We start from the raw sequence: 23765 nt of genomic DNA on the forward strand, positions 1-23765 counted from the left end.
TGGGCGAGGGGCGCGGGGTCGGGCTCGCGAGGAGTGAGGGTGGCGGTGTCAGCGCCGGGCGGGGACCCGTCGCCCGAACAGGCGGCCGACGGCCGAGCCGATCCCGGCGAGGGGGCCCGGCGGTTCGGGTGCAGTTCCGCCGCCCATGATGATGCGGTAGTTCTCCCGGGCGTTGGCCACGGCGGCACGTATGCTCCGGTTGACCCGCCCGTCCGACTCGGGTCTCAGGGTGGCGAGGTCCTCGCCGTCGAAGGCGGGGAAGGGGCGGAAGCGGGAGAGGACGGTGACCCCCGAGAGCTTCCGGCCCTCGACGATCCGGCCCTCGGCGTCCAGGAGGAACATGACGATGGCGCCGGCGACGACAAGGCCCTGCTTCTTGCCGATCGCGACCCGGCCGCGTCGCCGCATCGCGGTGAAGGTGGTGGCGAAGTTCTTCGACTGTCGCAGGCCGAGGACGGTCTGCGTGAGGTAGATGACCGCAAAGGCGATCGCGATGGTCCAGAACATGGGCTGTCCTCAGGAGTGGGGATCGGTCGAGAGGTTCTCCATGAAGTAGAAGAACTGCTCGTAGCTGGTGAGTCGCGAGATTCTGCCGAGCGCCGCGTGGTTCGTCCCCAGGCGGATGATCTCGTCGTAGACACGGATGAGGATGGAGTCGTCGTACGACAACTTCTCGGGCACGGCCATCAGGAAGATCAGGCGGATGCCTGCCTCCTGGTCGGACCGCGGGACGACGCCTAGGGCGCAGACGGGGCTCACGAGGGTGGCGTCGGTCGCATGCGGGAAGCCGAGTTGGTCGGCGAGCTGCATGGTGGAGCGAGTCTGCCGCTCGGCGAGCGCCTCGGCGAAGCCTTCCCCGACGAGCCCGAGCTTCTGCAGCCGGCGGACCAGCCGGCGGGTGCCCTGCTCGTAGTCGCAGTCGGGCGGGAGCCGGACGAACCGGCTCTCGTCCAGCAACGAGGACAACACGGAGCCGACCGGGGCGGCGGGCGAGAGGGGACCACCGGTCGGAATCCTGAGGGAGTGGAGACTGCGTAGGACGGCCTCACGGTCGAACACCTCGGTGAGTTCCAGCACCGGGCGGTCGGTGGCGACCCTGGCCCCGGGCGTTGTCACGACGAGGTCGCTCGCCGTCAGGTCGCCGGGATCGGAGTCCGGCACGATCGTGTAGCGCGCGTCCCCGCGCAGGACCGACGCCAGATGGGAGCGGACCAACCGGGCCGTCGCCGGCCCACGACCGGCGACGATCGTCACCGCCAACCCATGGGACCGGTGCGAGGCATGGTCCTCGAGGAACACCTGGAAGTACGTCGTCATCAGGGACAGCTCCCCGGCTTCCATGACGAGTCCGGTCTCCTCCTCGATGACCTCACCGGCGATCGTTGCCATCCGGTAGGCGGCGGGGTACCGCTCCCGCAGGGATTCGGGCTGCGAGCCGGTGGTGAGGTGGAGTGAATAGCGCATCCGGTTGAGCAGGAAAGTGATGTGCTGGCTGAACTCGTGCACCAGCTCCGTGGGGTCGAGGCGTACGTCCATCTCGTCCGCGATCCGGTCGAAGATGCGCTGCACGCGCTCCTCGGCGGCGTCGGAAGCGGCCTCCTCCGCCCCCGCAGCAGGACGGTCGATCATCCGCAGGCCAGCCGCCGGCAGGGCGAGGAAGAGCACCTCGTCCTGCGGCAGGTGCTCGGCGAGGAGCGGCTCGAGGCGGTCGGCGAGGGTCCGGGCGAGGTCGTGGGCGGGGGTGCCGATCAGGTCACGGTAGGAGGAGGGCAGATCATCGACCGGGTGGTCCGTGACGTGCCGGTCCAGGACGACGGTCAGCCACCGCTTGAGCACGTCGGCGCTCTCGGTGGTCGCGTGGTGGTCGCGCAGGACGTTCTCCACCGTGGTCTCGAGCTCCTCACCGAGGGGGTAGTCCCGGTAGGCCGCTTCGTACGCGTGATTCAGGACGGCCAGCCGGATGCCGTGTTCCGGCCCCGACAGATGCAGTCCCACCCGCGGCCGCCCTTCGACAGACACGCCGTACGGCTTCAGCAGGTGGCGCACCTGCGCGATGTCGGCGACCACGGTCGTCCGTCCCAGCCCCATCTCGACGGCCAGGTCCTCCGTCCGCACCGCCGTGGTGCTGCGCAGCAGCCGGCCCAGGATGTACCCGGCCCGCCACTGCGGATCGTTGAACGACTCGTGCAGGGAGAGGATCCGATCGCGCTGGCGACGGTAGCCCTCGGCGTCCACGATGAGCAGGCGGTAACGGCCGTCCAGGTAGCGGATGGAGGCGGAGCCGGCGAGGCTGTCGTTGAGCTGGTCGACGTCCGCCGCGATCGTCCGAGGACCGACCCCGCAGCGCTGGGCGAGCGACTCCCGGGTCACCGAGAGGATCGATTCCAGTTGCAGAAGAACTGTGGCAGCGCGGTTCATGTCGTCCTCCTTTCGCGGCGTCCTTGACTGCTTCGAAGCTATCAACGGACACCCTCCGGGGGACCTTCCAATAGGTCGCCCTTTCGACCACTGGACGCCGACAGCCGACCGATATTCGATGTCAGGCACCCCCGCCGGGTGGCCGACTCAACCTTCCCTGTGACGGGACGGCCGAGCGAGCACCACGAAACTGGTGACACACACCGCGGCGCCGGCGACCATGACCGGGTCATGGGAGCGGCGGTGAAGCACCTACACCTACGCCCGGAGGATCCGCCGCCCCGGAGTCAGTCCTGCCGGTCGTCTCTGGGTGACCCGACGACTGCAGTCGACGGGGCGTCTGACGTTGATTCGATCTGGTGCTGAGCGGTGGCGCTCCAGCTGATGAGGAAGTCGAGTTGCTCCTGGGCATGGCTGCCGGGTTCAGCCGTGTAGGCGATGATGGTCAGCTCCTCTCCGGGCAAATCCAGGGCATCGCCGGTCAGTTCGATGTCGCCGACGAGGGGGTGGTGGAGCGTCTTGCGAGCCGAGCGATGGAAACGGACGTTGTGCCGTGCCCACCGCGTCGAGAACTCGGTGCTCCCCGCGGCGAGGTCACCGATGAGACTGTTCAGCGCCCTGTCGCGGGGAAGACGTCCCGATTCGGTGCGCAGCGCCGCGGCGAGGTCATCGGCGAGGGTCTCCCATTCGAGGAAGAACTCCCGGGAGCGCGGGTCGAGGAACATGAACCGTGCGAGGTTCAGCGGCAGGGTCTCGGGGCTGAGGATGCCGGTATAGAGGGCGAAGCAGAGCCCATTGGCGGCGACGATGTCCATCCGTGAGTTGCGCACGTACGCGGGAACGCCTGTCATCCCGGCCAGGATGCGCTCAACGCTGGGGCGCATCTCTTCGCGCACTCGCCGGGTCGCCGAAGCCTTCGACGACGCGGCTGCCCGGGCCAGGTCGAACAGATGGGTGCGTTCGGCCTCGTCGAGTTGGAGGGCAGCGGCGAGTGACGCCAGCACACTCTCCGAGACCCCCCGCAGGTTCCCTCGCTCGAGCTTGGCGTAGTACTCGGTGCTGACGCCGGTGAGCATGGCCACTTCCTCACGTTTGAGGCCGGCCACCCGCCTCGTCCCACCGTAGGCGGGCAACCCGGCCTGGGCGGGAGTGATCCGCGCCCGCCGGCTTATCAGGAACTCGCGGACGTCGTCGGCGTTCTGCATGCCGTCCACGCTACGACGGGACCCCACGGCCTGACAGGAACTGCCAGTACACCGCACGGCAGGCACTCCCGCGGGCCGGAAGACGCTGGTTCTCTGGAAGAAGTCCGGTTCTTCACGATTCCGGTTTCTTCTCCTGGAAGGACACGATGTCGCTTACTCTCGTGAGCCGCCCGGCCACCGCGTCGCGGCCGCGGGCTTCGCTGGTGGTCGCCATGCTGGGCTTCTTCGTCGTCGCCCTGGATGCTCAGATCGTCAATGTCGCCCTGCCCAGGATCCGCACCGACCTCGGAGGCGGCCTGTCCGGTCTGCAGTGGATCGTCACCGGCTACACCCTGATGTTCTCCGCGCTCCAACTCTTTTCCGGCACGCTCTCCGACAGAGCAGGGGCACGCCGAGCGTACGGCCTCGGCATGGTCCTGTTCACCGTCGCCTCGGCAGCCTGCGCGGTCAGCCCGAGCCTGCCGGCGCTCGTCGTCGGTCGCATCGTGCAGGGCATCGGGGCGGCGATGATCACGCCCAGCTCGCTGGCTCTCATCCGGGAGGCCTACCAGGACGCGACCAGCCGGGGGCGGGCGATCGTGTACTGGGGCCTGGGCGGCTCCGTCGCCGCGGCGGCCGGTCCGGTGCTCGGCGGCGCCCTGACCCAGATCGACTGGCGGCTGATCTTCCTGGTCAACCTCCCCGTCGGGGTGGCCGCCCTGTCCGTACTCTCCCGCGTCTCTCCCTCGCCCCGGCGTCCGATGCCGTTCGACTGGCTCGGGCAGGTCACCGCTGTGCTGGCCCTGGCCAGCCTGACGTACGGGATCATCGAAGGCGCCTCGGTCGGCTACGGAAGGCCCGAGATCCTCGCCCTGTTCGCCGTCTGCGTCGGGTCGGTCGCCGCTTTCGTGTGGGCGCAGTCGCGAGGAAGCCATCCCATGATCCCGCTGGACCTGTTCCGCTCACGCGCGGTCTCCACCGCCCTGGCCATCGCACTCGTCACGATGGCCGCCTTCTACGGCGTGGTCTTCCTCCAGAGCCTCTATTTCCAGCAACAACGCGGCGCGACCGCCCTCGTAACGGGGCTGCTGTTCCTGCCGATGACCGGTCTCGTCGCCCTGCTGAACCCCGTGGCGGCCCGGTTGATGGTGCGCTACGGCAATGTCGCCATGATCGTCGCGGGCCAACTCCTGATGGCCTTGGGCCTGGCCGGCCTGTGGCTGCTTCCCACCGACTCCTCCACCCTGCTCGTCTCGGTCGTGATGGTCCCCGTCGGGGTCGGCGGATCCTTCACCGTGCCCCCGATCATCGCCCTCGTCATGGACCACGTGTCGGCGGACAGAGCAGGCACGGCAAGCGGTGTCATCAACACCGCCCGGCAGGTCGGCGGGTCCCTCGGCGTCGCCGCCTACGGGGCCTTGCTCCAGGGACACGACTTCATGGGCGGGCTCCGCCTGGGCCTCGGCGCCACCGCCGTCGTCCTCCTCGTCCTCGTCGCCGCCTCCCTGCCCCTGCGGCACGCCCACCCGCAACGGTGACGTACGTCCCCTACCGACTCCACACGACCCGACAACCACACCCAAACAAAGGAACTCGCATGAAGAACGTGACCCTCAACAACGGCGTCGAGATGCCGATCCTCGGATTCGGCGTCTTCCAGATCCCCGATGAGGAGACCCAGGCCGCGGTCGAGGCCGCCCTCGCCATCGGCTACCGCCACCTCGACACCGCCGCCTCGTACGGCAATGAGGAGGCCGTGGGAGCGGCGATCAAGGCCAGCGGAATCGACCGCAAGGACCTCTTCGTCACCACCAAGCTGTGGATCCAGCACGCCCCCACCGGCAGCGTGCAGGACGACACCAAGCGCTCCTTCGAGAACTCTTTGCGCCGGCTCGGACTGGACTACGTAGACCTCTACCTCATCCATCAGCCGCTGGGTGACTACTACAGCGAGTGGCGGGCCCTGCAGGACCTCAACCGAGAAGGCGCCGCTCGTGCGATCGGCGTGTCGAACTTCCATCCCGACCGCCTCGTCGACCTCATCGACCACAACGAGATCGTCCCGGCCGTCAACCAGATCGAGACGCACCCGTTCCACCAGCGCACCGCGGATCAGGCGCTGATGCGCGAACGCGGTGTCCAGATCGAGTCCTGGGGGCCGTTCGCGGAGGGCCGCAACAACCTGTTCACCGACCCGATCCTCACCCCCATCGCCGAGGCACACGGCAGGTCCGTCGCGCAGGTCGTGCTCCGTTGGCTCGTCCAGCGCGAGGTCGTGGTGATCCCCAAGTCCGTACGTCCGGACCGCATGGCCCAGAACCTCGACATCTTCGACTTCGCCCTCACTGAGGACGAGATGCACCGGATCGCCACCCTGGACACCGGCACCAGCCTCTTCTTCGACCACCGCGACCCCGCCATGGTCAGCTGGCTCGGCGGACGCAGGATCAGCTGAACCCCGACTGTCCCCCGTCAGCGTCTTCCGTCAGGGTGCGGCCCGCCCGCCCTGACGGAAGGCGCCGTCCCTGGTGCTGAGCGACCGCTTCACCCCAGCAGCCCGGCCGCATCCGGCTCGCACACCCCGCAGAGAGACCCACGATGAGTACACGTCCACGGACCCTCAGCCGACGCCTCGTCCTCCGGACGGCTGCCACCAGCCTGGGTGCCGCCGCACTGACTGCCGCAACATCAGGCTGCTCCACCACTGATCGGACCGATCCCACGCCCATACATGACCCGACCAGCCGTCTTTCATCGCAAGACGCGGACCGGAAGGTACTGCTCGCGTACTTCTCCCGTGCCGGGGAGAACTACTACTACGGCGGGCGCACCGACCTGGCGGTCGGCAACACCCAGGTCCTCGCGGGCATGATCAGCGCACTCATCGGCTGCGACCTCCACCGCATCGACGCTGCCGATCCCTACCCGGCCGACTACATGGCCACCGTCGCACGCAACGTACGCGAGCAGAACGCCAACGCCCGACCTGCCCTGGCCCATCCCGTCCCCACCATCGACCAGTACGACACCGTGCTGCTGGCCAGCGGGATCTGGAACGTGAGGGCCCCGAGGATCATGACCACCTTCACCGAGAGTCTCGACCTCACCGGCAGGGCGATTCATCCGGTCACCACTCACGCCATGAGCGGGTTGGGCACCACCGAGCGGGACTACGCCAGGTCCTGCCCGGGAGCGGTCATCGGCGAAGGGCTGGCCGTGCGCGGGGAAGAAGTCCGACAGGCCGGCCCAGACATCGAGTCCTGGCTGCGGCGAACCGGGCTGATTCACACGTGACCGGCGATGGGTCCGCGCAGGTGCCGCCCGACAGCGAACAGCCAGACCGGCCAGGAGACGTACGCCAATCCCCCGACGCCATAGCCGACCACGTTCACGACCGCCCTCAGCCCCGGTGCTCGACCGAGGGTGAAGCCGAGGCCGACGACCGGCAGAGCCGCCAGCATCGCCACCCCGATCGCCCGCCCGACCCGCGCCAGCCGAGGCGGGTACCCGGGACGCCGCAGCAGTCGGTGCTGGGTGAGGGCGGCCCACGCCGCCTGGGAGACGATCCCGGCCATCGATACCGCCGTGGACGGGACGAAGGGAATGACCTGGAGGGCGAGCAGGATGCCGCTCACCGCGGCTGCACCGGAGCCGACGACCACCGTCGTCAGTCCGGCTCGACTCGCCGACGTGGCCGGCAGGCGCCGATGGACCTGGATGATCACCGGGATCGTCGCTGCGTAGAACAGCCCGCCGGCGACGTCGTTGAGGCGGCCGAAGACGAAGGGCCCACCGCGCGGAACCTCCACGGCATACATGACGGCAAGCGTGCCCACCGCGACGGCGCCGAGGCCGGCGGAAACGTACGCGGCAAGGCCTGCCGCGGGATCGCCGCGGAGAGACTCGTGCTGGGGTGCGTCGGGGTATCGAGGGTGGGGACGTACATGGTCGGCCACCTGGTGGGACGGCCTGACCCGGCGGTCGTCGGCCATACTGGCTCCTCAACCTCAGCGGGGGTTCCCCGAGGTCCTGAGGGCCTCGATGCGTCCATCATCGCCGTCTCACCGACGCCGAGTCCATGGGAAATATCACGGGCTGACACGCTGCTGACGCGTCAGATCGGGGCGTAGCCAGTGCACGGCGCCTCATATTGGGCGCCGTGCACGCTGGCAATCGTCTGGCATCCATCGCTGCCCGGCTCACACCCCCATTGGCACCAGGCTCGGCGCGGCCGCCCGCACCTCGGCGGCGGCGGCATCGGTGGCCTGTGCTTCGGCGTCGAGTTCGGCGCGGACCCGACGCAGATAGTTGTCCTTCTCCTCGGTCGTACGATCCTCGTCCCAGCCCAGGAGCGGGGCGACGAGGGCCGCCACCTCGTCGACCGCCGAGGCGCCGCGGTCGCGGTGCTCGGAGTTGAGCCGGACTCGGGTCGTGAGGACGTCCTCCAGGTGCAGGGCGCCCTCATGGGTGCAGGCGAAGGCGACCTCGGCGCGTGTGTAGCGCGGCTCCGCGCTCAGCGGGCACCGCAGCGTCGGATCGGCATCCACCAGCGCCAGGACGGCGGGAAGGTCCGAGCCGTACCGGTCGAGCAGCGCCTGGACCCGGTCCTCGGTCCAGCCGTAGCGCTTCGCCAGGTGCGGCACCCGGGAGCGTACGGCGTCGAGGCCGGCGGCACCCAACAGCGGCGTACGGTCAGTGATCGAGGGACGTTCCTTCGCCTGCTGCCTCCCGAGGGCGAAGTCCACGGCATCCGCCGCCATCACGCGGTAGGTGGTCAGCTTGCCGCCGGCGATGACGACCATCCCGGGCGCGGCCTGCGTGACCGTGTGCTCCCGGGACACCTTCGCGGACGTGCTGTCGTCCAGGGTGCCCGGCTGGAGCAGGGGCCGTAGGCCCGCCCACGTGCCGATGATGTCGTCACGGGTGAGCTTGTCGGCCAGGACGTTGTTGGCCTGCTCGAGGACGTAATCGATGTCCGCGCTCGTCGGCACCGGGTGTCGCAGTTGCTCGTGCCAGGCCGTGTCGGTCGTGCCGATCATCCAGCCGTTGGGCCAGGGGATGATGAACAGGACCGACTTCTCCGTCCGCAGGAACATGCCTGCGTCGGCCTGGATGCGATCGCGCGGGACGACGATGTGGATGCCCTTCGAGGCGAGGACCTTCAGCCCGCCGTCGGCGCCGGCCAACTGCTGGGTCTTCTCCGTCCAGACGCCGGTGGCGTTGATGACGGTCGTCGCCCGTACGTCCCGCTCCACGCCGGTCTCGAGGTCGCGCAGCGTCGCCCCGACCACCCGGCCCGCGTCGTCCTTGGCGAAACCCACGACCGCGGTCCGGTTGGCGGCCAGGGCGCCGTAGCGTACGGCCGTCCGGACGAGGGTGACCACCAGGCGGGCGTCGTCGACCTTGGCGTCGTAGTACTCCATCGCACCGACCAGCGACCGCGGGTCGAGCGCGGGGGCGCGACGCAGGGTCTCCTTCTTCGACAGGTGCCTCTGGATCGGCACGGTCTGGTGGAAGCCGGCCCCCACGACGGCCATCGCGTCGTACATCCCGACGCCCAGCGTCGAGTAGGCGCGCTCGATGACCGGGATCTTGAACGGCCAGATGAGCGGTTGGGGCTTGACCAGGTGCGGCGCAAGCGTCGTCAGCAGGAGTCCCCGCTCGTGGAGGGCCTCGGCCACCAGCTTGACGTCCAGCTGGTAGAGGTAGCGCAGCCCTCCGTGGACGAGCCGGCTGCTGCGCGAGGAGGTGCCGGCGGCCCAGTCCTGGGCCTCGACGATCGCGGTGCGCAGACCGCGGGTGGCCGCGTCCAGCGCGATCCCCGCGCCGGTCACGCCGCCGCCGACGACGAGGACGTCGATCCCCTCGTCGTCCGCCATCTGCTCGAGGGCGGTCGCGCGCTGGGCGGCATTGAGTGCGGTGTCCATCTTCTTCCTTCCAGATCCCTGTGTGACTCCTTCAGGCTCGACCACGAGGGGCAATCGTGCAATCATGATGCACGAACGTGCAGGCAGGGAAGAGGTCGATGGACGATCGTGAGGTGCTCCAGTACCGGGTGGCGACCATGCACTACCGCGACGGCATCACGATGGAGGCCGTCGCGCGCCAGTTGGGCATGTCGCGGTCGACGGTCTCCCGGCTGCTGAAAGATGCCCGCGCGTCGGGTCTGGTGCGGGTGACGGTGGCCGAACCGGTCGCCCGTGACGAGGACGTCCAGGATCTGGAGGAACGGTTCGGCGTCCGCGTGCTCTCGGTGCCGGTGTGGCCCGACGTACCCGACGCCACCCGGCTGGAAGCGGTCGCGCGCACGTCCGCCCGCCTGCTCGAGGAGTGGCTGCGCGAGGCGGACCGACCCAGAGTGGGCCTCGCCTGGGGCGTGACGGTCGGCGCCGTCGTGGCCGCCCTCGAACCGCTGAACTGTCAGGCGCAGGTGATCCAGCTCAACGGCGCGGTGAACCCCTCGACGACCGGACAGCCGTACGCCGGGGCCATCCTCGCGTCCGCCGCGCGCGCCTGGCGTGGGACCGTCGTCCAGTTCCCGGTGCCCGCCTTCTTCGACCACGCCACGACGAAGGTCGCGATGTGGCGCGAGAGCACCGTCCGGGCCGTACTCGAGGCCCAGGACACCGCCGACACGGCGGTCTTCGGGGTCGGCAGCCTCGGGCCGGGCACGCGGTCCCACGTCTACCTGGGCGGCTACCTGGGCACGACGGAGCTGGCCACCTTGCTGGAGGCCGAGGTCGTCGGGGACGTCTGCACGGTGATGTTGCGGGCCGATGGGACGTACGACGGCATCCCGCTCAACGATCGCACGTCCGGCATCACGCCGGACCGGCTGCGGACGATCCCCCGTCGGCTCTGCGTCGCGTCAGGGTCGGAGAAGGCGCGGGCCGTCGTGGCCGCGCTGCGCGCGGGGCTGGTGACCGTTCTCGTGGCCGACGCCGCCCTCGTCCGGAGCATCGCCCGACTCGTCGCCGCGCAGGCACCGGCGGGCTGATCGCCCTCACACCAGGTGCAGCGCCGGATCCCCCAGTGCGTACGTCCGCACCGGTCCCGGGCCGGTCTCCGCGGTCTCGAAGCGTACGGTCACCCGGCCCAGCCCGGTCCCCCAGATCCACCCCGGGCCCATCTCGTCGTGGAGCACGTCCGCCCCGGGCAGCCAGCGAGGCACTCGCCGGTCCAGCGTCTCGGCCGACGTTCCCGCGGGAACGTCGACGCCACCGGGGACGACCTCCTCGTGGTCCTCCCGCGCCTCGAACAGCCGGTCCTGCGCCACGGTCGTCAGCCCGGACACGCCGACACCCAGCAGGCGTACGCCCTGGTCGAGCTGGAGGCCGGCGAGCAGGTCGGTCGCCTCGGCGGCGACCACCTCGGCACTGTCGGTGGCCCCTTCCAGGGTCCGCGACCGCGTCCAGGTGGTGAAGTCGTGCAGGCGCACCTTGAGCGTGACCGTTCGGGCGAAGACACCCATCGCCTTCATCCGCTGGGCCACCAGCCGGGCGTCCCGGTCGATCCGGGTGACCATCTCGGGCCGTCCCCTCAGGTCGGTCTCGAAGGTGTCCTCCACCGAGATGGACTTGCGGTCCCGGTCCGGGGAGACCTCCCGGTCGTCGCGGGCGAAAGCCAGCGCATGCAAAGCGGTGCCGTGCGCCCGGCCGATCTCGCGGATCAGCTCGTGTTCGGAGAGGGCCTGCAGGTCGGAGACGGTCGCCACGCCGAGCCGGGCCAGTCGGTCGAACGTCGCCGGCCCGACGCCGGGGATCACCCGTACCGACAGCGGCGCGATCGTCGCCACCTCGGTGCCCGGGACGACCAGGTGGATGCCGTCGGGCTTGTCCATCTCGGAGGCGAGCTTGGCGATGAACTTCGACGAGCCGAGCCCGATCGAGCAGGTCAGTCCGCCGGTCCGCTCGGCGACCTCAGCCTTCACCCGCTCGGCGACGGCCACCACACCCTGGTCGGTGAGCTCGAGCGGTTCCCGGGCGGTGGCGAGGTCGACGAACGCCTCGTCGAGCGACAGTGGCTCGACCAGCGGGGAGAGGTCCTCCAGGATGCCCATCACGATCCGGCTCGCCGCACGGTAGGCCCCTAAGCGGCCGGCGAGGAAGGCGGCATGGGGGCAGAGCCGCCGCGCCTCATGCATCGGCATCGCCGAGTGCACTCCATAGGTCCGAGCTTCGTACGATGCCGTGGCGACGACGCCGCGCTGGCCGACCCCGCCGACGACGACGGGCTTACCGCGCAAGGACGGCTTGTCCCGCTGCTCAACCGAGGCGAAGAAGGCGTCGAGATCGAGGTGCATGATCGAGGCCTGCCGCCGCACCACGCACCTCCCTCCGTCCGAGTACGCGGGATCGGCCGGGCCTCCCGCTCGTCCCTATCATGACCGTCACGGCCCCTGCACAGTGCGTGGGCGACTGTCAGTGACCGCGAATACCGTAGGGGTCATGGCCATCGAGGCCGTGGACACCGATGCGAGGGGATGCCATGTCACGACGTAGAGCCGGCAAGGGTACGGGCCGGCGCAAGCCCGGATCCGGTCACCATGGCACTCCCGAGGCCCGGTCTGGCGAGCGGGACGCAGTTGACGAGGCCATCGCCACTGAACAGACCACGGAACGGAGCAGCGCCGTGCTTGCTGGCCATCCGATCCTGTCGACGATGCCGCACTGCGGCGCCTGTGGCGGCTCGATCCGGTGGATGCTCCCCAAGGAGTTGAAGGACGTCGACCGGGAGGCCTACCGCAAGGTGACGGCCGGAATCGCCCCGGACGTGGTCGAGCGCTCCGACGTCTGGTGGTGCCCGAGCTGCGGGGCCGTCGGGATAGAGGACTACTGGGACGACCCGTTCATGGACGAGGAGGACCTCGACGCGGTCGATCTCGACGACCGCTGCACCGCTTGCGGCACCGAGGTCGAGTGGTACGACCCGGCCCACGTAGCGACGATTGACAAGGGCATGTACATGCAGGCCAAGCGCCTCTTCGGCGCGGCCGACCTGCTCGGCGGCGAAGCAGCGATCTGCCCCGAGTGCGGCCGGATCACCTTCTTCCCTCAGGAGGCCGCCACCTGAGCACCATCGCCTCCCCAGCGGCACCCGCGCGAGGAGATCAGCAGTCGGGGACGTTCACGGCCAAGCCGCCCAAAGCCGTCTCCTTGTACTTGCTGCTCATGTCCCTGCCGGTCTCGCGCATGGTCACGATCACCTCGTCGAGCGAGACGTGATGGGAACCGTCTCCCCAGGCCGCCAGCTTCGCGGCGTTGATCGCCTCGGCGGCAGCGATGGCGTTGCGCTCGATGCACGGGATCTGGACCAGGCCGCCGACCGGGTCGCAGGTCAGGCCGAGATGATGCTCCATCGCGATCTCGGCGGCGTTCTCGACCTGCGCGGGGGTCGCCCCCATCACCTCGGCCAGTCCGGCGGCGGCCATCGAGGACGCGGATCCCACCTCACCCTGGCAGCCCACCTCGGCCCCGGAGATCGACGCCTGCTCCTTGTAGAGGACGCCGATGGCGCCGGCGGTCAGCAGGAAGCGCACCACGACGTCGTCCGCGTCCGCCTCGCTCCCCGCCGGCATGCCCGGTCCGTAGTGCAAGGCGTAGTAGAGGACGGCGGGGATGATCCCCGCCGCTCCGTTGGTCGGGGCCGTGACGACCCTGCCCCCGGAGGCGTTCTCCTCGTTGACGGCCAGGGCGACGAGGTCCACCCATTCCTGCCAGTATTTCGCGTCGCGGTCCGGATCCTCGGCGAGGAGGCGCGCGTACCAGCCCGGGGCGCGGCGTCGGACCTTGAGCGGACCGGGCAGCGGACCGGTCCTTGACAGGCTCGACGCGACGCTGGCCTCCATGACGTGCCACCGGTGCAGGAGTCCCGCACGGATCTCCTCCTCGGTCCGGGAGGCCTCCTCGTTGCGGAGCATGACCTGCCCCATCGACAGGCCGTGCTCGGCACACTGGGCGAGGAGCTCCGCGGCCGTACGGAACGGGAACGGGACCTCCTGCTCCGGATGGTCGGGCTCCCCCGACGTCTCCTCACCGTCACGGACGACGAACCCGCCGCCTATCGAGTAGAACGTCGCCTCGTGCAGGATCCTGCCCGCCCCATCGGCGACGCTGAAGCGCATCCCGTTGGGGTGGCGCGGGAGCACCTCGCGAGGGTGCAGAACGATGTCCTCGACGCGATACGCCACCTCGCATTCCCCAGCGAGGCGTAGCAGGCCGCTCGCGTCGAGCGATCGGACCCGCTCCTCGACCTGCTCGGGCAGCACCTCCTCGGGGTCGTAACCCTCGAGCCCGAGCAGCACCGCGGTGAAGGTCCCGTGTCCACGCCCGGTCGCCGCCAGCGATCCGTACAGGTCGATGCGCAGGGAGCACACCGCGTCGAGCAGGCCCCGTTCTCGCAGCTCATCGGCGAAGGCGGCCCCGGCCCGCATCGGCCCCACGGTGTGGGAGCTCGACGGGCCGATACCGACGGAGAAGAGGTCGAAGACGCCGACGGCCATGTCGGTCACCTCGTCGCTGGAGGCGCGGACGCGGTCGGTTACGTGAGCTCGCCGCCGTTCTTCTCTGCGTATTCCTCCGCCGTGAGCAGGGAGCCCTCCGTGCTGACCTCGACCGAGAACAGCCACCCGGCACCGTACGGATCCTCGTTGACGACAGCCGGGTCGTCGAGGACGGCGTCGTTGATCTCGACCACCGTCCCGCTCACCGGGGCGTAGATGTCGGCGACGCTCTTGGTCGACTCGACCTCGCCGCACGGTTCGCCGGCGGTCACTTCGGCGCCGACCTCGGGCAGCTCGAGGTGGACGACGTCACCCAGTTCCTCGGCGGCGACGGCGGAGATGCCCACCCTGGCGGGTGAGGCGCTGGTGTCGAGCCACTCGTGGTCCTCGGAGTAGCGGTAGCCGGACCGGATGGTGCTCATGGTGGTGCTCCTGTCGGGGATCGGTGGTTACTTCTGGCGCTGGTAGAACGGTAGGGCGACGACCTCGAACGGTTCGGGGCGGCCGCGCAGATCGACGTCGAGTCGGGTGCCGGGCTCGGCCAGTCCGACCGGGACGTACGCCAGGGCGATCGGGTGACCGAGGGTCGGGCTCGGCTGGCCGGAGGTCACCTCGCCCACCGGCTCACCGTCGTGGAGCACCGGGTAGCCCGCCCGGGCCGACCGGCGGCCGAGGCCGCGCAGACCGACGAGCCGCCTGCCGCTGGTGGTGCCCATCCCGGCGTCCCTCGCCCGCTGCAGCGCCTCGCGCCCGACGAAGTCGCCCGGCTTCGCCAGCGCGACGACCCCGCCGAGACCGGCTTCGTACGGCGTGAGGTCGCGGGACAGTTCGTGGCCATAGAGCGGCATCCCCGCCTCGAGGCGCAGCGAGTCACGCGCGGCAAGGCCGCAAGGAATCAGGCCGGACTCCTGCCCGGCCGTCTCGAGGGCGGACCAGAGCGGCGCCGCGTCCAGGTTGGCAACGAACAGCTCGAAGCCGTCCTCGCCGGTGTAGCCCGTCCGCGCCACCAAGGCCTGGCGGCCCGCCACCACAGCGGCCGTCGCGGAGTAGTACTTCAGACTCGCGACGCGGGCGCGGTCCACGCCCACCAGCAGCTGCTCCAGGATGGCGGCGGCCCGGGGCCCCTGGATCGCAAGCAGCGAAGTCTCGGCCGAGGCGTCGCGCACGGTCACCTCGAAGCCGACGGCCCGCTCGCGGAGGGCGTCGACCACGGTCGGCGTGTTGCCGGCGTTGGGCACCACGAGGTAGTCGTCCTCGGCGAGCCGGTAGACGATCAGGTCGTCGAGGATCCCGCCGTCCTCGGCGCAGATCATCGAGTACTTGGCCTTGCCGAGCGCGATGGCCGACAGCTTCCCGACCAGGGCGAAGTCGAGGAAGGCGCCGGCGCCCGGGCCACTGACCCGGACCTCACCCATGTGGGAGAGGTCGAAGAGACCGGCGGCCTCGCGGACGGCGCGATGCTCGGCCAGCTCGGAGCCGTACCGCAGCGGCATCTGCCAGCCGCCGAAGTCGGTGAAGTGGGCCCCGGCGCTTTCGTGCACGGCGTGCAGGGCGGTGAACCGCGGTGTCATGGTGGTCCTCTCCTCGAACGGTGGGCCGTCAGTCCTGGAAGGCTTCGACGGGCGGGCAGGTGCAGACCAGGTGCCGGTCCCCCGCGGCCTGGTCGATGCGGCCCACCGGCGGGAAGTACTTGTCCTGGCGTGACGTACGGCCGGGGAAGGCGCCCTGCTCGCGGCTGTAGGGGCGGTCCCAGTCCGAGCTGACCACGGCGTCGGCGGTGTGCGGGGCGCGGCGCAGCGGCGAGTCGGCGACGGTGACGTCGCCGGCGGCGACCTGGTCGATCTCGGCGCGGATCGCGATCATCGCGTCGACGAACCGGTCCAGTTCGCCGAGGTCCTCCGACTCGGTCGGCTCGACCATCAGCGTCCCCGCGACAGGGAACGCCAGCGTCGGCGCGTGGAAGCCGAAGTCGACCAGCCGCTTGGCGACGTCCTCGGCGGTCACCTTGGTCCGGGCGGTCAGCTCGCGCAGGTCGAGGATGCACTCGTGCGCGACCAGCCCGGCCTCGCCGGTGTAAAGGACCGGGAAGTACGGGTCGAGGCGCTTGGCGAGGTAGTTCGCGGTGAGCAGGGCCGATGTCGTCGCCTGCGTCAGTCCCTCCCCGCCCATCAGCTTCACGTACGCCCAGGAGATCGGCAGCACCCCCGCGGACCCGAAGCGTGACGCGGACACCGGCAGGCCCTGCTCGACGTCGCCGGACCAGTGCGCGGCGTCGGCGGGCAGGAACGGGGCGAGGTGGGAGCGGACGGCGATCGGGCCCACGCCCGGGCCACCGCCGCCGTGCGGGATGCAGAAGGTCTTGTGCAGGTTCAGGTGGGAGACGTCGCCGCCGAACCGGCCGGGCTGGGCCAGGCCGACGAGCGCGTTGAGGTTCGCCCCGTCGAGGTAGACCTGTCCGCCGGCGGCGTGCACCGCCGCGCACACCTCCCGCACGTTCGCGTCGTAGACGCCGTACGTCGAGGGGTAGGTGATCATGATCGCCGCGAGCCGGTCGCGGTGCTGCTCGATCCTCGCCGCGAGGTCGTTCTCGTCGATCGTGCCGTCGGCGGCGTTGGCGACCACGACGACCTTCATCCCGGCGAGGACCGCCGAGGCGGCGTTGGTGCCGTGCGCGGAGGCGGGGATGAGGCAGACGTTCCGCTCCCCCTCCCCGCGGGACGCGTGGTAGCCGCGGATCGCGAGCAGCCCGGCCAGCTCCCCCTGGGAGCCTGCGTTCGGTTGCAGGGAGACCTCGTCATAGCCGGTGATCCTGGCGAGGTCCCGCTCGAGGTCGGCGATCAGCGCGCGCCACCCCTCGGTCTGGTCGTCCGGAGCGTACGGGTGGATCCCGGCGAACTCGGGCCAGCTGATGGCCTCCATCTCGACGGCCGCGTTGAGCTTCATCGTGCACGAGCCCAGCGGGATCATCGTCCGGTCCAGCGCCAGGTCCCGGTCCTTGAGGCGGCGCAGGTAACGCATCAGCTGGGTCTCGGACCGGTGCTGGTGGAAGACCGGGTGCTCGAGGTAGGTGCTGGTCCGGCGCATCGCCGCGTCCAACCCGAAGCCCACGCCGGCCGGGTCGTCCTCCTCGCCCGCCCCTTCCATCGCCTCGCCTTCCATCGCCTCGCCTTCCATAGACTCGGCCTCGTCCGGCACCGGGACCCCGAAGGCCTCGGCGACGGTGGCGATGATGGCCGGCGTCGTCGTCTCGTCGCAGGAGATACCGACGGTGTCCGCGTCGACGAGCCGCAGGTTGATGCCCTGCGCCTCGGCCGCGGCGACGATCGTGGCGGCGCGACCCGGCACCCGTACGGTCAGGGTGTCGAAGAAGCTGCGGTGCACGACCTGCAGACCGCCACCGTCCAGCGCCCCGGCCAGGGCCCGCGCCTGAGCGTGCACCCGCTCGGCGATCGCCCGCAGGCCCTCCGGCCCGTGGTGCACCGCGTACATCGCGGCGACGATGGCCAGCAGGGCCTGAGCGGTGCAGATGTTGGAGGTCGCCTTCTCCCGGCGGATGTGCTGCTCGCGCGTCTGCAGCGCCAGGCGATAGGCGGGACGTCCCGCATCGTCGGTGGACACGCCCACGATCCGGCCCGGCAACTGCCGTTCCAGCCCCTTGCGGACTGCGATGAACGCGGCATGCGGGCCGCCGTAGAAGAGCGGCACGCCGAAGCGCTGGGCACTGCCGACGGCGACGTCGGCGCCCTGCTCGCCGGGAGACTTCAGCAGCGTGAGGGCCAGCAGGTCGGCGGCGACCGTCACCATGGCCCCGCGCTCCTTCGCGGCGGCGATCAGGTCCGTGGCGTCGGCGACCCGCCCGGACGCCCCGGGCTGCTGGATGACCAGGCCGTTGAGGGGCCCGTCGGGGAGCCCCTGGGTCAGGTCCGCGACCTCCACCTCGATCCCCAACGCGTGGGCGCGACCCAGGACGATCGCGATCGACTGGGGGAACAGGTCGGCATCGAGCAGCGTCTTGCCGCCGACCGCCCGCTTGTCCTTGTTGGCGCGGCGCATCAGCAGCACCGCCTCCATCACAGCGGTCGCCTCGTCCAGCAGTGACGCGTTGGCGATCTCGAGTCCGGTGAGGTCCTCGACGGCAGTCTGGAAGTTGAGCAGCGCCTCGAGCCGGCCTTGGGAGATCTCGGGCTGGTAGGGGGTGTACGCGGTGTACCAGCCCGGATCCTCGAGGACGTTGCGCCGGATCACCGCCGGGGTCACCGTGTCGTAGTAGCCCTGGCCGATCATCTGCACCCGGGGAGTGTTCCGGGCGGCGAGGCCACGCAGCGCGGTGAGGACCTCGGCCTCGCTCAGGGCCGGGTCGAGGATCAGCGGCGCGTCCTGCTTGATGTCGTCGGGGACGGCGGCCGCGGCGAGCGCCTCCGCACTGTCGTAACCGACCACGTCCAGCATCCGCCGGACCTCGTCGGCACGGCGGGTGCCGACGTGGCGTTCGAGGAAGGCTGCTGACTGGGCATGCATCATGAGGAACTCCGGAGACACGCCGGCGATGCCGGCAACGGCTGGGTTCCTCCCCGCTCTGTCTGGGACCTGAGAGTTTCCGCCGGCCGGAGCCGGCTTGCACCGTCGGTGAGCCTGGTGGGGCTGCTTTCCAGAGTTGCCTCGTCGGGGCGGTACGGGTGCCTGAGAGATTCCCGGGGAGGTGTTGCTCCTACGGCGCCTGTTCGCTCACGCTTGCAGGACTCTCCCGCCACGACTCGAGCGGCGTCGCCACCTGCGGCAGCGACTGCGACACAAGCTACTCCCCGCCCCGGGCACCGGCAAGACCACCCCCGGCAAGACCACCCCCGGCAAGGCCACCCCGGCAATCCCGCTGACCCGGCTGGGCACCGACCCTTGCTCGGTCCCGGCCTCGGGCGGCGTCCCTATCATGGCGGCATGATCCGGCTCGAACACGTCTGCGTCGTCCACCAGGTCATCCCCGACGCCGGCCGGGTCGGACGCACCGCGATCGACAAGCGTCCCGTCGATGGTCCGGTCGAGGTCGGCCCCTTGCATCTGGCCGGCGACGCCATCTGCGACACGAAGAACCACGGTGGCCGGTTCCGTGCGGTCTACGTCGTGTCGGACGAGGACGCCGCGGTGGTGGAGCGGATGCTCGGGCGTACGCCACCGGTCGGCTGGCTGGGCGAGAACTTCCGCGTCTCCGGGGTCTCGATGAGCGATGTCCTGCTCGGTGAGCGCTGGCGGATCGGGGACTGCGTGATCGCCTTCACCGAGCCGCGGGTACCGTGTTCGACCTTCGCCCGGTGGGTTCGGGAGGAATCGTGGGTGCGCCGGTTCGCCGATCTCGGGCACCCGGGCGGTCTGGCCGAGGTGATCACGCCCGGCGTCGTCCGTGGCGGCCTGCCGATCGAGGTGGTCCACCGTCCTGACCACGGACTGACGATCGGCGAAGCCTTCCGCCCCTCCATGCCGCCCGACAAGGCGGCGGCGCTCCTGGCGACGTACGCTCCCGAGGACATCCAGCCCGACATGCTGAGGAAGGCCCGGGCGGCCGCTGGCCGGGTGGCCGACCCCGGCTGATTCGACAACGGGAACAGAGGGACTCTGTCTACGAAATTCTTGCCATAGGGCTGCCCTATGACGTTGTTCTCGATCACTGACTCCCGCCCGACTACCGCGTCGGCATGGGCTCAGCTCGACCACTGGCCGGTGGCGAACATCCACGCCCACCAGGCCATCACGACGACCGACGCGCCCATCGCACCGCCGACCAGGACGCGCCCCGCGATGACCCGGCCGGCAGGTCGTGGCACGCCGCCGGGAGCGCGGCACACCGCGCGAGCCGCGACCTCGCCCACGATGGTCCAGGTCGGGAACCACAGCAGTACCGCCCGGTTCACCGACATCAACCAGGGCGAGAACGAGAACGCGAGGAGTTGGATGCCGACCCAGGCCGCTTCGGCCCAGCGGCGCCGGCGCAGCATCCAGCCGACGGTGATCAGGCCCACGGAGGTCGAGACGAGTTCGAAGCGGAACATCCAGCCCCAGCCGTTGGCGTCGGCGTAACCTCCCGGTCGCACCGCCACCAGGGTTGCGCGGACGGCGTCCCACGGCAGTGTGAACGTCCGCAGCCACCCCGCCTGCTGGGCGGCGAACCACGCCGTCCACGAACCGGTGAGCGTCCAGAGATAGACGACGTACGCCACGAGCACCGCAAGTGGGAGCAGGAGCCAGACCGCGCGCCTGGCGGCGGCGCGAAGCCGCTCGGCCAGCGGAAGCCCGCGGGCGGGCGGCCAGGTCAGCGCCAGGACAGCGAGGGTGCCGATGAGGAAGAGGCCCGAGACCCGCAAGGTGGTGGCGGCCGCGGCGAGCACGGCGGCCAGCGCCCAGCGGTCGGCCCGGGCCCGTTCCCAGGCCCAGAACGCGGCGGCGCAGAAGAGCGCTTCGGTGTAGCCGACAACGGTGAACACCGCCGTGGGGGCGACCAGCCAAGCCACCGTCGCCCAGGTGCCCCGTGCCCGGTGTTCCGCCGACGAACCCGAGTCGCCCGGATCATCCGAAGCCACCGACGCGCCGGACGCGATCCGGTGCAACGCCAGCGCAGCCAGCGCCGAGCCCGGAAGGGACAGCAACACCCCGGTGATCTGTGGCGGCAGCCCGACGGCCAGGCCGAGCCGCATCAGCAGCGGCAGGCCCGGGAAGAAGGCCATCTCCAGGTGGTTCGGCGCGTAGCCCTGCCGGGCGATCCGCGCGAAGTGCTCGACGTCCCAATGACCGAGGAGGCCGACGAACCCCCACCCGTTGATGACAGCGGTCAGCGCCACCGTCGCGAGCAGGAGCGTACGGCTCCCCAGCCAGGCGGCCGTGACCGTACGCAGCGCGCGGTCACGGCCGAGGAGGGACCGGTCAGCCACCGGTGGTCGTCTGGCCCTTGCCGTTCCCGGTGCCTGACGTGCCCGTGCCGGTGGAGCCGCCGGTGCCGGTCGAGGTGCTCGCTGAGGGCTGCGGCTGCTTCGAGGACTGGTTCGAAGGAGCCGACGACGGAGGCTGGGTGCTGGCTGCCTGGCTCGGGGCCCGGCTGGGAGCCTGCGTGGTCGGAGCCTGGGTCGCGGGGGCCTGGGACTGGGTGACCTGCGGCGCAGGGGTGGCCGTCCGCTTGGGGGCGGTGTTGGTCGGCGTGTCGAAGTTCTGCACGTCCTGACCCTGGGTGGCGACCTGCATGTACTGCAGCCAGGTCAGGGCCGGGAAGCCGGCGCCGAAGAAGGTCTGGGTGCCGGGCTGCCGGTAGGGGTCCAGGTCGCCACTGCCGTCATCACCGGCGACGTACATCACGGCGGTGGAGATCTGCTTGGTGTAGGCGACGAACCATGCGGCGGCGATCTGGTTGCCGACACCGGCGGTACCGGTCTTGCCGGCGACGGGGCGGCCGAGGTTCGCGGCGGTCGCGCCGGTGCCCTCGTTCACCACGGACTGCAGCGCACTGGTCGTCAGGGCGGCGACGTTCTGGTCGATGGTCTGCTTGTTGGCGGAGGCCGCCTTGTAGAGGACGTTGCCGTCCTTGTCCTTGACCTCACGGATGACGTGCACCTGGTTCTGCTTGCCGCTGTTGGCGAAGGTGGCGTACGAGTTGGCCATGTTCACCGGGTTGACCTCGGCGAAGCCCAGGACGATGCGGTTGTACGCGTCCCAGGCGCCGGCCTTGGGTGCACCGGCGTCATTGGCCGCCTGGATGACCTTCTGCGGACCGTGGTCCATCTGGGAGACCATGTCCACGAAGGCCGTGTTGATCGACTGCGCGGTGGCCGTCCGCAGGCTGACCGGGCCGTACTGCTGGTTGAACTCGTTGCGGACGGTCTCGTTCTCGCCCTTCGGGGTGAAGGTGTTGCCCTGGAAGGTCGAGTCGAGGGTGAAGCCGTCACGCAGACCGGCGACCAGGCCGAAGGCCTTGAAGGTCGACCCGGTCATCCGGGCGGTCGAGGCCCAGTTGCGCGAGTTCTTGACGAAGTCGTCACCGCCGTACAGGGCGATCAGTTCACCGTTGCTCGTGTCGACCGATGCGATGGCGGCGTGCGCCGCGCCGGCGCTGGTCCCTCGGGACTTGGCGGCCGCATTGGCCTGCCCCTCATTCGCCTGGGCCGCCTTCTCGGCAGCGGCCTGGGCCTTCTGGTCGAAGGTGGTCGTCACCCGCAGGCCGCCACCGTTGATCTGGGCGTCGGTGAAGCCGAGGGAGGCGAGCTCCTGCTCGGCCGTGTTCACCAGGAAGCCCTTCGGGCCCTGGTAGCGCGGGTTGGCCTTGACCGTGGGCAGGTCCGGCATCTTCGCGCTGAACTGGTCGTACTGGGCCTGGGTGATCGACTGGGCGTCGAGCATGCCCGAGAGCACGTACTTGTAGCGGGCCTGGAGACGGCCCATGTTGTCCGGGTCGACCTTCGGGTCCAGGATGCTCGGGTTCTGCACGACCGACGCGAGGATGGCGGCCTGGCCGACGCTCAGGTCCTTCGCATCGATGCCGAACCATGCCTGCGAAGCGGCCTGGACACCGTACGCACCGCGACCGAAGTAGACGGTGTTCAGGTAGTTCCGGAGGATGTCCTCCTTGCTCAGCCGATTGCTCAGCTTGAGCGCGAGGATGACCTCCTTGAGCTTGCGGGAGATCGTCTTCTGGGGCGTCAGGTACATCAGCTTGATGTACTGCTGGGTGATCGTCGAGCCACCCTGCACGTCCTTGCCCGAGGCGATGGCGACCATGGCGCGCACCATGCCCAGCGGCGAGATGCCCGGGTTGGTCCAGAACGACCTGTCCTCGGCCGCCACCTGGGCATCCTTCATCGCCTTCGGGATCTGGTCGTACGGCAGGCTCGTGCGGTTCTGCACGGCGAGGTCGGACATCTGGGTCGAGCCGTCGTCGTAGTAGAGGTAGGTGGTGTTGGTCTGGAAGTCCGCGTTCGGGTCGGGGACCTTCGTCGTCGTGTAGAGACCGGCGAACGCGACGCCGCCGACGAGCACGACGGCGAGGACGCCGGCGACCAGGATCGTGAGGATCTTCTGCCAGAGGGCCATCCTCCGCCACCTCGACGTCTTCGCCGGTCCCTGTCCCCTCCGGGGCCACGGGCCGGGGGCCGCGAGTGCGGGGTCATGTGCGCCATGGATGTCCTCGACGATCAGCTGCCGGCATGGTGGCGATGCGCACCTCCAGACCAGGCAGGACGGATTACTTCTCGTGGACACAGTGCCACTTGGGGTACAGAATAGGTCGGCACCGTACCCGGAACCGAACCGGATGACGTGAGATGTCACCGGATCGGCACGTCGATGCCGCAGTTCTCTGCGCAGGTTCAGGGACCGTTCGGGGATTCCCCGGGGCCGTAAGGTCCTGCTGGTGGGACCGTTGGCGGGTGCTGTGGGGCCGCGGTTTGAGCAACCGGGCGCGGGTCCCGTATCGTGGGGTGACGTGCGTACGTCGCACACGGGGCATTGGCGCAGCTGGTAGCGCACCTGCTTTGCAAGCAGGGGGTCAGGGGTTCGAATCCCCTATGCTCCACCATCTCTTCGGGCCTCGGTGCGGCCCACACGGCCTTCGCCGCGCCAGGCTTCCGGGCCTTCCGCCCTGCCAGAAAGTCCTCCTTGGCACCACGTGGAGCCTCTGACATCTGCTCCGG

At 70.0% G+C, this 23765-nt stretch carries 18 protein-coding genes, 1 tRNA gene and 1 riboswitch; of the genes, 7 read left to right on the forward strand and 12 right to left on the reverse strand.

Translation table 11 applies throughout. The annotated features are described in order from the left end of the window. Nucleotides 1-48: 48 nt before the first annotated feature. The 3 genes from Rai3103_RS05705 to Rai3103_RS05715 all read right to left on the reverse strand — a co-directional run bounded on the left by Rai3103_RS05705 (nt 49) and on the right by Rai3103_RS05715 (nt 3623). The gene (locus Rai3103_RS05705; protein WP_153571771.1) at nt 49-507 is read right to left on the reverse strand and encodes a transcriptional regulator GutM; all 459 of its coding nucleotides are present in this window, start codon (nt 505-507) and stop codon (nt 49-51) included. Nucleotides 508-516: 9 nt separating this feature from the next. Then, the gene (locus tag Rai3103_RS05710; RefSeq protein WP_153571772.1) at nt 517-2418 is read right to left on the reverse strand and encodes a BglG family transcription antiterminator; all 1902 of its coding nucleotides are present in this window, start codon (nt 2416-2418) and stop codon (nt 517-519) included. Between the two features lie 287 nt (nt 2419-2705). Beyond that, nucleotides 2706-3623 (reverse strand): MmyB family transcriptional regulator, encoded by a 918-nt coding sequence (locus Rai3103_RS05715; protein WP_153571773.1) that lies wholly within the window; start codon nt 3621-3623, stop codon nt 2706-2708. 146 nt (nt 3624-3769) lie between these two features. Here Rai3103_RS05715 and Rai3103_RS05720 point away from each other — a divergent pair, with 146 nt between their 5' ends. The 3 genes from Rai3103_RS05720 (at nt 3770) to Rai3103_RS05730 (ending at nt 6896) form a co-directional block, all read left to right on the forward strand. Further along, nucleotides 3770-5140, forward strand: a complete 1371-nt coding sequence (locus Rai3103_RS05720) for a DHA2 family efflux MFS transporter permease subunit (RefSeq protein WP_153571774.1) — start codon at nt 3770-3772, stop codon at nt 5138-5140. 59 nt (nt 5141-5199) lie between these two features. After that, on the forward strand, nt 5200-6057 hold the full coding sequence (locus tag Rai3103_RS05725) for an aldo/keto reductase (protein WP_153571775.1): 858 nt from the start codon (nt 5200-5202) through the stop codon (nt 6055-6057). A gap of 143 nt (nt 6058-6200) precedes the next feature. Then, nucleotides 6201-6896, forward strand: a complete 696-nt coding sequence (locus Rai3103_RS05730; RefSeq protein ID WP_153571776.1) for a flavodoxin — start codon at nt 6201-6203, stop codon at nt 6894-6896. Here the strand turns inward: Rai3103_RS05730 and Rai3103_RS05735 are convergent. Both Rai3103_RS05735 and Rai3103_RS05740 read right to left on the reverse strand, forming a co-directional pair. Then, nucleotides 6887-7594 carry a hypothetical protein gene (locus Rai3103_RS05735; protein ID WP_153571777.1) on the reverse strand — a complete coding sequence of 236 codons (708 nt, stop codon included), beginning with the start codon at nt 7592-7594 and terminating at the stop codon, nt 6887-6889. The genes Rai3103_RS05730 and Rai3103_RS05735 overlap by 10 nt on opposite strands. Before the next feature lie 207 nt (nt 7595-7801). Continuing rightward, nucleotides 7802-9529, reverse strand: a complete 1728-nt coding sequence (locus Rai3103_RS05740) for a glycerol-3-phosphate dehydrogenase/oxidase (protein WP_153571778.1) — start codon at nt 9527-9529, stop codon at nt 7802-7804. 98 nt (nt 9530-9627) lie between these two features. Between Rai3103_RS05740 and Rai3103_RS05745 the strand changes: the two genes are divergently transcribed. After that, nucleotides 9628-10599: a sugar-binding transcriptional regulator gene (locus Rai3103_RS05745; protein ID WP_153571779.1), complete on the forward strand. Its 972-nt coding sequence runs from the start codon at nt 9628-9630 to the stop codon at nt 10597-10599. Between the two features lie 6 nt (nt 10600-10605). Here Rai3103_RS05745 and Rai3103_RS05750 read toward each other — a convergent pair whose 3' ends face one another. Beyond that, complete coding sequence (locus tag Rai3103_RS05750) at nt 10606-11928, reverse strand: DNA polymerase IV (RefSeq protein WP_338420077.1); 1323 nt, start codon at nt 11926-11928, stop codon at nt 10606-10608. Between the two features lie 161 nt (nt 11929-12089). Here Rai3103_RS05750 and Rai3103_RS05755 point away from each other — a divergent pair, with 161 nt between their 5' ends. After that, on the forward strand, nt 12090-12674 hold the full coding sequence (locus Rai3103_RS05755; RefSeq protein WP_153571780.1) for a hypothetical protein: 585 nt from the start codon (nt 12090-12092) through the stop codon (nt 12672-12674). A 37-nt stretch (nt 12675-12711) separates the two neighbouring features. Here Rai3103_RS05755 and Rai3103_RS05760 read toward each other — a convergent pair whose 3' ends face one another. Genes Rai3103_RS05760 through gcvP form a run of 4 tightly spaced genes read right to left on the reverse strand, consistent with a single transcriptional unit; the run spans nt 12712 to nt 18624 of the window. Then, a complete protein-coding gene (locus tag Rai3103_RS05760; protein ID WP_153571781.1) occupies nt 12712-14103 on the reverse strand; it encodes an L-serine ammonia-lyase in 1392 nt (463 codons plus the stop codon). A 38-nt stretch (nt 14104-14141) separates the two neighbouring features. Further along, entirely contained in the window at nt 14142-14525 is a 384-nt protein-coding gene (gene gcvH / locus Rai3103_RS05765; RefSeq protein ID WP_153571782.1) for a glycine cleavage system protein GcvH, read from the reverse strand. A gap of 27 nt (nt 14526-14552) precedes the next feature. After that, nucleotides 14553-15674, reverse strand: coding sequence for a glycine cleavage system aminomethyltransferase GcvT (gene gcvT, locus Rai3103_RS05770; RefSeq protein WP_153571783.1), 1122 nt, complete (start codon nt 15672-15674; stop codon nt 14553-14555). 28 nt (nt 15675-15702) lie between these two features. Then, nucleotides 15703-18624, reverse strand: coding sequence for an aminomethyl-transferring glycine dehydrogenase (gcvP, locus tag Rai3103_RS05775; protein ID WP_153571784.1), 2922 nt, complete (start codon nt 18622-18624; stop codon nt 15703-15705). 137 nt (nt 18625-18761) lie between these two features. Further along, nucleotides 18762-18860: riboswitch (glycine riboswitch) on the reverse strand. 178 nt (nt 18861-19038) lie between these two features. On the opposite strand from gcvP, the gene Rai3103_RS05780 reads away from it, so the two are divergent. Further along, complete coding sequence (locus Rai3103_RS05780) at nt 19039-19686, forward strand: MOSC domain-containing protein (protein ID WP_153571785.1); 648 nt, start codon at nt 19039-19041, stop codon at nt 19684-19686. 110 nt (nt 19687-19796) lie between these two features. On the opposite strand, the gene Rai3103_RS05785 is transcribed toward Rai3103_RS05780, so the two are convergent. Together Rai3103_RS05785 and Rai3103_RS05790 are read right to left on the reverse strand one after the other, a co-directional pair. Continuing rightward, on the reverse strand, nt 19797-21020 hold the full coding sequence (locus Rai3103_RS05785; protein WP_153571786.1) for a mannosyltransferase family protein: 1224 nt from the start codon (nt 21018-21020) through the stop codon (nt 19797-19799). Beyond that, nucleotides 21013-23166, reverse strand: a complete 2154-nt coding sequence (locus Rai3103_RS05790) for a transglycosylase domain-containing protein (RefSeq protein ID WP_153571787.1) — start codon at nt 23164-23166, stop codon at nt 21013-21015. The genes Rai3103_RS05785 and Rai3103_RS05790 overlap by 8 nt, the downstream gene beginning before the upstream one ends. Before the next feature lie 408 nt (nt 23167-23574). Between Rai3103_RS05790 and Rai3103_RS05795 the strand changes: the two genes are divergently transcribed. Continuing rightward, a tRNA-Ala gene (locus Rai3103_RS05795) sits at nt 23575-23650 on the forward strand. Nucleotides 23651-23765: the final 115 nt, after the last annotated feature.

Origin of the sequence: Raineyella fluvialis (genome assembly GCF_009646095.1) — a bacterium.
GTDB lineage: Bacteria > Actinomycetota > Actinomycetes > Propionibacteriales > Propionibacteriaceae > Raineyella > Raineyella fluvialis.

Bases quoted from the DNA above. Each gene is read 5' to 3' on its own strand.
- Rai3103_RS05705 (WP_153571771.1), bottom strand. From the start codon at position 507: ATGTTCTGGACCATCGCGATCGCCTTTGCGGTCATCTACCTCACGCAG.
- Rai3103_RS05710 (WP_153571772.1), bottom strand. From the start codon at position 2,418: ATGAACCGCGCTGCCACAGTTCTTCTGCAACTGGAATCGATCCTCTCG.
- Rai3103_RS05715 (WP_153571773.1), bottom strand. From the start codon at position 3,623: ATGCAGAACGCCGACGACGTCCGCGAGTTCCTGATAAGCCGGCGGGCG.
- Rai3103_RS05720 (WP_153571774.1), top strand. From the start codon at position 3,770: ATGTCGCTTACTCTCGTGAGCCGCCCGGCCACCGCGTCGCGGCCGCGG.
- Rai3103_RS05725 (WP_153571775.1), top strand. From the start codon at position 5,200: ATGAAGAACGTGACCCTCAACAACGGCGTCGAGATGCCGATCCTCGGA.
- Rai3103_RS05730 (WP_153571776.1), top strand. From the start codon at position 6,201: ATGAGTACACGTCCACGGACCCTCAGCCGACGCCTCGTCCTCCGGACG.
- Rai3103_RS05735 (WP_153571777.1), bottom strand. From the start codon at position 7,594: ATGGCCGACGACCGCCGGGTCAGGCCGTCCCACCAGGTGGCCGACCAT.
- Rai3103_RS05740 (WP_153571778.1), bottom strand. From the start codon at position 9,529: ATGGACACCGCACTCAATGCCGCCCAGCGCGCGACCGCCCTCGAGCAG.
- Rai3103_RS05745 (WP_153571779.1), top strand. From the start codon at position 9,628: ATGGACGATCGTGAGGTGCTCCAGTACCGGGTGGCGACCATGCACTAC.
- Rai3103_RS05755 (WP_153571780.1), top strand. From the start codon at position 12,090: ATGTCACGACGTAGAGCCGGCAAGGGTACGGGCCGGCGCAAGCCCGGA.
- Rai3103_RS05760 (WP_153571781.1), bottom strand. From the start codon at position 14,103: ATGGCCGTCGGCGTCTTCGACCTCTTCTCCGTCGGTATCGGCCCGTCG.
- gcvH (WP_153571782.1), bottom strand. From the start codon at position 14,525: ATGAGCACCATCCGGTCCGGCTACCGCTACTCCGAGGACCACGAGTGG.
- gcvT (WP_153571783.1), bottom strand. From the start codon at position 15,674: ATGACACCGCGGTTCACCGCCCTGCACGCCGTGCACGAAAGCGCCGGG.
- gcvP (WP_153571784.1), bottom strand. From the start codon at position 18,624: ATGATGCATGCCCAGTCAGCAGCCTTCCTCGAACGCCACGTCGGCACC.
- Rai3103_RS05780 (WP_153571785.1), top strand. From the start codon at position 19,039: ATGATCCGGCTCGAACACGTCTGCGTCGTCCACCAGGTCATCCCCGAC.
- Rai3103_RS05790 (WP_153571787.1), bottom strand. From the start codon at position 23,166: ATGGCCCTCTGGCAGAAGATCCTCACGATCCTGGTCGCCGGCGTCCTC.